Raw genomic sequence first — 9502 nt, 5'->3', positions numbered from 1 at the left:
CGGCAGCCGCGTGCCCGTGGAAAAGGTGGCCGCTGCCGGGCCGGGGATTGTGCCGGTCAAGCCGATCGACGGTCTCGCCCGGGCGCGTCAGACCATCCTCGGTGAACTGAAATCCCGTTCGCTTAAGCTGCTCGTAGTCGGCGGCGGCCCGGCCGGAACCGAGCTGGCGGGCAACCTCCGGCGCCTGGTGCAACAGGTGGCCGGGCAGGCGACAATCACCCTGCTGGCCGGCCACCGGCTGCTGGGCGGCCTGCCTGAGCGGACACGGCAGCTGGCACTGGCTTCCCTGCGCCGGCGCCAGGTGGAGGTCCGCGAGGGGACGAAAGCTCACGAGGTGCGGGAGGGCCGGGCGGTTCTCGATAACGGGATCTCCCTCGCCTATGATTTCGCCTTTCTGGCCCTGGGCATCGAGCCGCCCCCGCTCTTCCGCGACTCCGGCCTGCCGACCGGGGTGGACGGGGGGCTGCTGGTCGACAACCATCTGCAAGGGGTCGAGCATCCGGAAATCTTCGGGGGCGGCGACTGCATCTGTTTTCGGCCGCGGCCGCTGGACAAGGTTGGCGTCTACGCGGTACGGCAGAATCCGGTGCTGTTGCACAACCTGCTCGCCGCCCTGGAGGGACGGGAGCTCAAAGTCTTCGAACCACAGGCCGACTATCTGCTGATCTTCAACCTTGGCGACGGCCGGGGGATTTTCCGCCGGCGGGGCTGGGTGTGGGACGGCCGCCCGGCGTTCTGGCTCAAGGACCGGATCGACCGGCGGTTCATGCGCAAATTCCAGTTGGCGGGGGAATCGGAGGGCGGAGAGTGAGGTGATTTGTCCATCATTTCGGGGAGGTAAGAGCTGATGAGTTTTCTCGACTATTTCAAGCCGGTCTCCGTCTGGCCGGCCGATCAGGTGCTGGACTTTCTCGAAAAGCATGTTCCGGAGGAATACAACCTGGTGGATGTACGCAACCCTTCGGAATATGAAGAAAAGCATCTGCCCGGGGCCAAGCTGATCCCGGTCGATGAGCTGCAGGAAAGGCTCGGTGAGCTCGACCCGAACAAACTTACCATCACCTGCTGCACTGCCGGGGTGCGCAGTCGGGCCGCCGCCGTGGTGCTGCAGAACGCCGGGTTCCGCGAGGTGCACAACATGGCCGGTGGGCTCCGGGCCTGGGAAGGGCTGACGGCCGAGGGGTCGCCGGAACCGGAGCTGGCGTTCTTCACCGCGATGCGGACCCCCGAAAAACAGGTGGCCATGGCCTGGTATCTCGAGGAGGGAACCCGCTCCTTCTATCAGGAGGTTGCGGCGATGCTGCAGGACCGCGAGGCGGCAAGTCTCTTCCGGGAACTGGTGGTGGCCGAGGAACATCACAAGGCGACGCTCGTCGCGGTCTACGAAGGGCTGGCGGGAAAGCCGGCCGGTACCGATTTCCCCCGCGGCGTGCTCCCTGCCGAGCCGCCCGGACAGCTCATGGAGGGGGGCATCAGCGTGCCGAAGGCGCTCAGCTGGATCCGCGGGAGGCAGATTCGCGACATTCTGGAGCTGGCCATCTCGGTCGAAACCAACGCTTACGACCGTTATCTCATTCTGCGGCGGGAACTGGAAAACGAACATTCACGGCGGGTATTCGAGGTTCTCTCCGACGAGGAACGCCGCCACCTGACCAAGCTCACCCGGTTGCTGGACCATTTTATCTAGTGTCCGGCCGGAAGCATGCTTGCAATCGTCGATAGTCCTGACTTACTTCCCCGGAAGGTCTTCCCTGGACGCCCTTCCTAGCCAGGCTCTCGCGAATTCCTGCGCCTGGGCCAGGAAAAGGTCGCAATCGGTCTCCAGCCCGGCGTAGTGCCGATGCAGTTCGGCGATTCCCTGCCCGATCGGATTGGGCCGTTGCAAACGGGCGGAGATTCGCTCCAGCACCCGGTCGATGGTTTCGACCTCGCGATAGGAGAGAAGCCAGTTGTGCTCGATCATACGCGGCGCCACCTGCTGCAGGCCGGGCGGCAGCAGCTCGAAATGTTCCTCCAGCAGCCGGTAGATGCGGGCGGCGAACTCTTCGAGGGGCAGAGGGTGGTAGCGGTGCCAGTCCCTGGCCAGAAAGTGGTCGTAGAAGATGTCGATCAGCACGCCCCGGAAGTAGCCGTAACTATCGTCGAGGCGGCTCTTGCTGCGGCGGTACAAGGGGTTGTCGTGGGCGAAGGCGTCGATCTGCCGGTGCAGCTCGATGCCGCGGCGGATGGCGGTGGGGAAGGTGTCGTCGAGACGCCCCTTGACGAAATCCCCCATCAGGTTGCCCAGCAGGCAGGGCGGGGTGTCATCGGCGAGAAAGAGATGAACCAGGTAATTCACTGCGGCTCCCGGTGGCGTCAGCGGCCTGTAGCCGGATTCTACAGACTGAGAATCTTGTTCTTCAGTACCAGAATCTCGAACGCCATGGCGGCCTTGGCGGTGAGCTTCTGCAGGTCGAAGAGTCGCTCGCCGAGGTTGACACCCGGGCCGTCGGCGTAGAGGATGCCGACTACCCGCCCCATCATCAGCAGCGGTACCAGCAGGGCGGCAGGGGGCAGGGTTCCGCCCATCTCCTGCAGCATCATCGAATTGAAGGGAGAACGGGGAATGGGGCCGAGATAGTAGCTCTTCCCCTCGGCCACCGTCTTCAATACCGACGGCTCGTTCAGAGGAATTTGCAACTGCGCGAAGCCCGGCGTCGTCTGTCCATCAAACGCGCACTTCCAGCCCATGGCAAACTCTCCCCGCACCAGAAAAATCGCGCAACGGGGGAAGTCGCAGCCGAGGCTGCCGAGGACGGCGGCGAGGATTTCGTCCCGATCCTGGGCTTCCACCAGCAATTCGGCGGCACTTTTTTCACCGAGGGGATCGATGCTTTCGGTCTTCCCCTCTGGCGACTCCTCCTCGTGGACGTCCGCCTCTTCGAGAATCAGAATCTCTTCCTCTCGCGAGGCCTGCCGCGCCGGAGGCAATCCGGCAAGAGACTCTTCCCCTCCCTTAGAGCTCTCCGGCTTCGGCTGCGAAAGCTCCCAGTCCTTCTTCGACAGCAGGGCCAAGGCTACCTCCGGCGGGCACAGATCCGGTGCGATTTTCTTCTTCCTGGCTTTTATCCTTTGGGCGACATTGATGTAGCGCCAGTCGCGTTTAAGACCGTAGTATTTTTCCAGTGCCAGCCCCAGTCGGACCTCGGCGACGACCTGCGGCCGGATGACCAGGCCAGTGCGGAAGGCGATCTCGTCAACCGCCTGCAGGTCTGCGGGGTCGGCCATGGCCAGGGTCAGGCGGCGGCCTTCGAGCCGCAGGGGGAGCACCCGGTATCTTCCGGCTAGTTCGGCGGGGATTGCAGCGATTGCCTCTGGGGCGACTTGCATGATCTGTTCGAGATCGACGGCCGGGATATTGAACTTCCTGCTCAGTGCCCGGGTGATATCCTCTTCACCGAGGACCCCCATTTCGATGAGGTTGGTCCCGAGCTTGCCGCCGAAAATGACCTGATATTTAAGCGCTTCTTCCAGCTCGGACTGGGTGATTATCCCTTGCTGAAGCAGCAGGTCTCCGATCCTGAAGGTCATGATTGGCTCCGCAAAAAAGTCTGGAACCGGCTGCCGCTCATGGACGGGCCGATCAGTTGTCGCCGCTGGTCGCTACAGGGTCGATTTCTTCCGCGAGGAGAGGCTCCGGTTCTTCTTCGACGTCGCGGGACAGTGCCTCGAGGTTGAGGGCGTCGGTGAGCAGAGCGAGTCGCTTGGCGCCGATGAAACGGGAGCGGAAGTAGGGAGCGTCCACGTTGGTAATCACCACCCGCCGGCTGCGCGGCGAAGCGTGGATCATCTTGTGGTCGCCGAGGTAGATGCCAACGTGGGAGGGGTATTTGGCGTAGGTGCGGAAAAACAGCAGGTCGCCGCTCTGCAGCTCATCCGGGTCGACCTGGGTGCCGAGACGGTACTGTTCCCGGGCGGTGCGGGGCAGGTCGATATTGAGCTCGCGGAAGACGCTGCGGACAAAGTTCGAGCAGTCGATTCCCTTGTTGCCGCTGCCGCCGAAGCGGTAGGGGGTAGCGAGGTAGGAGAAGGCCACTTCCTCCAGCGTGTCCTGGGAAATGAGTCTCTCCTCTTCCGGCAGTTGCGCGACGGACTCCTCGCGCAGCAGTTTTGCCGGATCGGGCCCGGCTGCGATCGCCGGCGGCGGGGCGGAACTGGCGGCCCTGGCGAGCATCAGCTTCTGGCCGGGTTTGAGCGCGTTCCCCTTGAGGCCGTTGAGGCGTTTGAGTTCCTGCACCGTCAGGCCGTTGCGGCGGGCAATGGCGTAGAGGCTGTCCCCCTTCCTGACCTGGTAGGTCGCGGCGGCGCGCGTGCCTCCGGCAGGGGACGCCGATGCGGCCGACGGCTTTTCCTGGGCGCTCTTGCCCCCGGCCGTGGCTCTCTTCGGCTCGAGCAGGAGAACCTGGCCGGGTTTGAGCGCAGTCCCCTTGAGGCCGTTGAGGCGTTTGAGTTCCTGCACCGTCAGGCCGGTCCGGCGGCCGATGGCGTAGAGGCTGTCCCCTTTCTTGACCTGGTAGGTGGCTGGCGGCAACGGAGCGGGTCGGGCGGCCGAGGGGCTGCGAGCCGGCACCGCCCAGGCGGAAGCCGCCAGCAGGACGGTGAAGATCAGCGCTATCGGGAACGTTGAACGTTTCATCTCATTGCATTCCTTCGGGAGACCCGGCTGGCATGGTCTACCGGGGTCCCCGGCGGCTAACGGCCGGGGGCTGCTGCCGGGGCCGGCTCCAGTTTGGCCTGCTGGATGTCGCGACCTTCCAGCCGGGCGAGACGGGGGCCGATCGCCGCCCGAAACTCGGCCAGGCGCTCCCGGGAAATGGGAGCGGCCGCCGCTGTCTTGAGTTTGCTCGGGTTGAGGGGGGCACCATTCTTGTACATGCGGAAACAGAGATGCGGGCCGGTGGCGAGGCCGGTGCTGCCGACGTAGCCGATGACCTGCCCCTGAACGACCCGCTTCCCTTGGCGCATTCCCTTGGCGAAGCGGCTCATGTGCAGATAGAGACTTTCGATGCCGTTGCTGTGGCGCAACTTGACGTGGTTGCCGTTGCCGCCGGCCCGGCCGATCCTGATGATGGTGCCGTCGCCGATGGCCATGATCGGGGTGCCGGTGGGGGCTGCATAGTCGATGGCCGGGTGGGCCTTCCAGGTTTTGGTGATCGGGTGGAAGCGCTTCATGGTAAAGCCGGAGGAGATGCGGCTGAAGGCGAGGGGGGCCTTGAGAAACGCCTTGCGCAGGGCCTTGCCGTCGGCGGCGTAGTAGGAAGGCGGGTTCTTGCCGTCCTTGAAGAGAAAGGCGGTATAGGTATCTCCCTGGTTGGTGAAGGTGGCCCCCAATATCTTGCCGTAGCCGCCGGGTTTTCCCTCCCGGAAACGTTTTTCGACAAGCACCTGGAAGTTGTCGCCGGCTCGAATGTCCCGGATGAAATCGATATCGTAGGCAAAGATGTCGGCCAGCATCACGGCCAGGGCATCAGTCTCACCGGCTTCGCTCACCGCTTCGAAGAGGCTTGAGGTGATGGTTCCGCGAACGACCTCTTCCCTGACCGTGTAGGCGATGGGGAGGCGACTGATGTCGAAGCTGTCGCTCTCCTTGCGGATGATCAGCTGCTCGTCGCGGTCGATATCGTATTCGAAGCGTTCGAATTGGCCGTCGTTGACGCAGAGCTTGTAGGGTTGCCCGCTGCAGATGCTGGAGAGGGGAAAGACTTTGCGACTTTCGGTAGTGAGCGAATGCAGTTCCTGGTCGCTGAAATATTTGCCGAGCAGGGCGGAAATGGTGTCGCCTGGCTGGATCTCTCCCTCGATGATTTCCTTTTGGGGCTTCTGCACAACTTGCGGGGCGATGATCTCGGGCGGCGCGATTCGGGCTTCGGTGAGGGATATCGTCTGCCGCAGCAGGACGAGGCCTGCCAGCAGCAGCACGACTGTGCCGAGCAGGTAGATCAGCCGGCGGTGCATGCGGACCCGGGCGCACAATGCGGCAGCCGCCGATGCGAACCTGAGGAATTCGAAGCTCGGCAGGAATCGGCGTTTTTTTTCGTTCGGCCGGGTCATCGATCGGCGCGGAGGCCGGAAGTGAAAATCCATTGAAACGGTCTGCCCTTGGGAAAAATCATAAGACTGAATGGGTGACGGGCGATTTTGTCCGGCGGATAGTAGCAGTTTCCCCCCCCCTTTGTCCAGCCACTGAAGCGATGTTGTGGCAGAAAACCATTGGCGCCTCGTCTATAATTCGATTGAAAGGGGGAAGGAAATGGGCTAAACAATGCAGATTGGCGGCCGGCGGTTTTGTCCGGCCCGAAGACTTTGCACCTGATTGAAAGGGTCCGAGATGATCAACAGTGAACGTCTGGCAGCCGAATTTGCCCGTCTGGCGACCATGGCCAGCCCTTCCCTTGGCGAGGGCGAGATCGCCCGTTATCTGCTTGAGCGTTTCCGTCAGCTCGGCGCCGAGGTGGTCATGGATGATGCCGGAGAACGCGCCGGCGGCGAGTGCGGCAACCTGATCGCCCGCTTCCCGGCGGCGGGTCGGACGGGCGAACCGCTGTTGTTGTCGGCCCACATGGATACGGTGGAGCCGTGCGCCGGGGTCGAGCCCCTGCTGCGCGACGGAGTTTTCACCAGCGCCGGTGAGACGGTCCTCGGCGCCGACGACAAGGCCGGGATCGCCGAGCTCATCGAAGCGCTCGAGGTGGTGCGCGAGCAGGCGATTCCCCGGGGACCCGTCGAGGTGGTAATCACCATCGCCGAGGAGGTGGGCCTGCTTGGCGCGAAGCTGCTGGATCCGGGAAGGCTGAACTCCCGGCGCGGCCTGGCCCTCGACACCTCCGGGGTCGACCTGGTCATCCACAAGGCCCCCTGTGCCAACAAGCTGTGCTTCGAGGTGGTCGGCCGCGAGGCGCATGCCGGCATCGCCCCGGAAAAGGGGATCTCGGCCATCGAGGTCGCCGCCCGCGCCATCGCCGCCATGCACCTGGGACGCATCGACGAGGAGACCACGGCCAACATCGGCAGCATCGAGGGGGGGCAGGCGACCAATATCGTGGCGAAGCGGGTGGTGGTCGAGGGGGAGGCGCGCAGCCACGACCCGGCGAAGCTCGCCCGCCAGACCGCTCATATGGTCGCCTGCTTCGAGGGGGCGGCGCGGGACATGGCGAGGGAGATCGGCGGTGAACTGGTCGTTCCCGAGGTCAAGGCCGAAGTCCTGTCCGACTACCCGCGGATGGCGGTCGACCTGCAGTCTCCCGTCATCCGCCTGGTGGAGACCGCCGCATCCCGCCTGGGCCGCACCATAGAGGTCCGGGCGGCCGGCGGCGGCTCGGATGCCAACATTTTCAACGGCCACGGCATCGAGACGGTCATTCTCGGCACCGGCATGACCAACGTCCACTCGGTCGACGAGTCGGTGCGGGTCGACGACATGGTGCGGGTGGCGGAGCTGCTGGTGGAGATCATCCGCGAGGCATGAATAAAAAGCTTTTGCCACAGAGGGCACAGAGAACACAGAGTAAATCGGATGGCTAAATTCAGAACAACAACTTAGTTTTTTCTCTGTGATCTCTGTGGCAAGAAGGGTTTGGCCTGAATGAAGTTTTCCGTCTCATCAAACATCGAACAGGTCCACTTTCCGCCGATCTCCGAGGTGAAGTCCTGGATCGCCGGCCGCACCTTCCCGCCGGAGCGGCCGCTGGTCGATCTCTGTCAGGCGATTCCCGACTATCCGCCGCCGCCGGAGCTCATTGCCCATCTCAAGCCGCTCCTCGATGATCCGCTGACTTCGAAGTACAGCCCGGACGAAGGGCTGCCGGAGGTGCGCGCGGCGGTTTGCGCCTGGTACGCCCGGCATTACGGGGCGGCTCCCAGGCCGTCGGAGATCTGCCTGACCATCGGCGCCAGCCAGGCGTTCTGGCTGGCGGTGACGGTGCTCTGCCGGGCCGGAGACGAGGTCATCCTCCAGTTGCCGGCCTACTTCGACCATCCGATGGCCTTGCAGGCTCTCGGCATCCGCTGTGTCTATGCCTCCTTTGCCGAGGCCTGCGGCGGCCTGCCCGACGTTGAAGCCATCGCCAGTCTGATCACGGCGAAGACCCGCGCCATCCTGCTGGTTACCCCAAGCAACCCGACCGGCGCGATCATCCCCCCCGCCACCATCCGCCGCCTCCTCGAGTTGGCCCGGCAGCGCAATGTCGCGCTGGTCCTCGACGAGACCTACAACGCTTTTCTCCCCAGCGGCGCGGCGCCGCACGATCTTTTTGCTGATCCGGCCTGGAGCGACCATTTCGTTCACCTCGCTTCCTTCGGCAAGACCTTCGCCATGACCGGCTACCGGGCAGGAGCGCTGGTCGCCTCGGAGCGCTTCATCCACCATGCCCTCAAGGTGCAGGACACCATGGCGGTCTGCCAGCCGCGCATCACCCAGCACGCGGTGCGCTACGGCTGCGAGCGCCTCGACGGCTGGGTCGCCGCCAACGGGGCCATGATGCAGCAGCGCCACGACCGCTTCCGCGAGGAGTTCCAGAAATCCGGGAACCCCTTTCGTCTTGCCGCCTCCGGTGCCTTCTTCGCCTGGGTGCGGCATCCCTTCCCGGCCGAGAGCAGTCGCAGCATTGCCCGGCGCCTGGCCACCGAAGCGAACGTCCTCTGCCTGCCCGGCGAGGTCTTCGGGCCGGGGCTCGAAAAGTATCTGCGTCTCGCCTTCGGCAACATCACCGAGGCGGCGGTCCCCGAGGCGGTGCGGCGTTTCCGGGAATTTCAAATCTAGGCGTTCACTCGGTCGGACGAGTCGGACAAGTCCGACGGGTCGGACAGGTCTGATGATACCCATGCCTTCTCCCCACCTTCCCATCGACGCCGTCCTTCCTGAGCTGAAAGCCGCCCTGGCCGCCCACGACGCGGCGGTGCTGCAGGCGCCGCCAGGGGCGGGGAAGACGACCCGCGTGCCGCTGGCGCTGCTTGCCGAGCCGTGGCTGGACGGGAAGTCGATCCTCATGCTCGAGCCGCGCCGGCTGGCGGCGACCAACGCCGCCCGCTACATGGCGCAGCTTTGCGGCGAGGAGGTCGGCGGCACCGTCGGCTACACCATCCGTTACGAACGCAAGACATCCAGGACGACCCGCATCGAGGTGGTCACCGAGGGGATTCTCACCCGCCGCCTGCAGGCCGACCCGGAACTCGCCGGCGTCGGCCTGATCATCTTCGACGAATTCCACGAGCGCAACCTCAACTCCGACCTCGCCCTGGCCCTCTGCCGCGACGCCCAGCAGGGGCTGCGCCCGGACCTCAGGCTGCTGGTCATGTCGGCGACCCTCGACGCCGCCCCGGTGGCCCGGCTGCTCGGCGACTGCCCGCTGGTCAGCAGCGCCGGGCGCAGCTATCCCGTAGACGTGCATTACCTGGCGCAGGAAGCGCCGGGGAGGGTGGGCGACTACGTCCCGCCGGCGGTGCGCCGGGCGCTCGCCGAGACGAC

The 9502-nt window shown here is 64.6% G+C and carries 9 protein-coding genes; 5 read left to right on the top strand and 4 right to left on the bottom strand.

Annotated features, from left to right (window positions below; all coding sequences use genetic code 11):
- Positions 1-811, top strand: an 811-nt coding sequence (locus VD811_13965; GenBank protein ID HXV22089.1) for an FAD-dependent oxidoreductase, incomplete at its 5' end; no start/stop codon positions are given.
- A gap of 36 nt (positions 812-847) precedes the next feature.
- Entirely contained in the window at positions 848-1687 is an 840-nt protein-coding gene (locus tag VD811_13960) for a rhodanese-like domain-containing protein (protein HXV22088.1), read from the top strand.
- Between the two features lie 42 nt (positions 1688-1729).
- Here the strand turns inward: VD811_13960 and VD811_13955 are convergent, their stop codons facing one another.
- From VD811_13955 to VD811_13940, 4 genes are read right to left on the bottom strand one after another with little or no spacing between them, the layout of a single operon-like run.
- Positions 1730-2338 carry an ACP phosphodiesterase gene (locus tag VD811_13955; GenBank protein ID HXV22087.1) on the bottom strand — a complete coding sequence of 203 codons (609 nt, stop codon included), beginning with the start codon at positions 2336-2338 and terminating at the stop codon, positions 1730-1732.
- A 38-nt stretch (positions 2339-2376) separates the two neighbouring features.
- The gene (locus tag VD811_13950) at positions 2377-3570 is read right to left on the bottom strand and encodes a hypothetical protein (protein HXV22086.1); all 1194 of its coding nucleotides are present in this window, start codon (positions 3568-3570) and stop codon (positions 2377-2379) included.
- Positions 3571-3622: 52 nt separating this feature from the next.
- Positions 3623-4675: a LysM peptidoglycan-binding domain-containing protein gene (locus VD811_13945; protein HXV22085.1), complete on the bottom strand. Its 1053-nt coding sequence runs from the start codon at positions 4673-4675 to the stop codon at positions 3623-3625.
- Between the two features lie 56 nt (positions 4676-4731).
- A complete protein-coding gene (locus VD811_13940) occupies positions 4732-6123 on the bottom strand; it encodes a peptidoglycan DD-metalloendopeptidase family protein (protein ID HXV22084.1) in 1392 nt (463 codons plus the stop codon).
- 244 nt (positions 6124-6367) lie between these two features.
- On the opposite strand from VD811_13940, the gene VD811_13935 reads away from it, so the two are divergent.
- The 3 genes from VD811_13935 to VD811_13925 form a co-directional block, all read left to right on the top strand.
- Positions 6368-7504, top strand: a complete 1137-nt coding sequence (locus VD811_13935; protein HXV22083.1) for a M20/M25/M40 family metallo-hydrolase — start codon at positions 6368-6370, stop codon at positions 7502-7504.
- A 117-nt stretch (positions 7505-7621) separates the two neighbouring features.
- Positions 7622-8797 (top strand): aminotransferase, encoded by a 1176-nt coding sequence (locus tag VD811_13930; GenBank protein ID HXV22082.1) that lies wholly within the window; start codon positions 7622-7624, stop codon positions 8795-8797.
- 61 nt (positions 8798-8858) lie between these two features.
- The coding region (locus VD811_13925; GenBank protein HXV22081.1) for a DEAD/DEAH box helicase at positions 8859-9502 on the top strand (644 nt) is incomplete at its 3' end.

The organism is Desulfuromonadales bacterium, assembly GCA_035620395.1.
Classification (GTDB): Bacteria; Desulfobacterota; Desulfuromonadia; order Desulfuromonadales; family DASPGW01; genus DASPGW01.
The sequence above is the reverse complement of the archived record's forward strand: the minus strand, read 5'-3'. Positions and strand labels throughout refer to the sequence as shown.

Coding starts and splice junctions, on each gene's coding strand:
- VD811_13935 (HXV22083.1), top strand. CDS start 6,368: ATGATCAACAGTGAACGTCTGGCAGCCGAATTTGCCCGTCTGGCGACC.
- VD811_13930 (HXV22082.1), top strand. CDS start 7,622: ATGAAGTTTTCCGTCTCATCAAACATCGAACAGGTCCACTTTCCGCCG.
- VD811_13945 (HXV22085.1), bottom strand. CDS start 4,675: ATGAAACGTTCAACGTTCCCGATAGCGCTGATCTTCACCGTCCTGCTG.
- VD811_13940 (HXV22084.1), bottom strand. CDS start 6,123: ATGGATTTTCACTTCCGGCCTCCGCGCCGATCGATGACCCGGCCGAAC.
- VD811_13950 (HXV22086.1), bottom strand. CDS start 3,570: ATGACCTTCAGGATCGGAGACCTGCTGCTTCAGCAAGGGATAATCACC.
- VD811_13960 (HXV22088.1), top strand. CDS start 848: ATGAGTTTTCTCGACTATTTCAAGCCGGTCTCCGTCTGGCCGGCCGAT.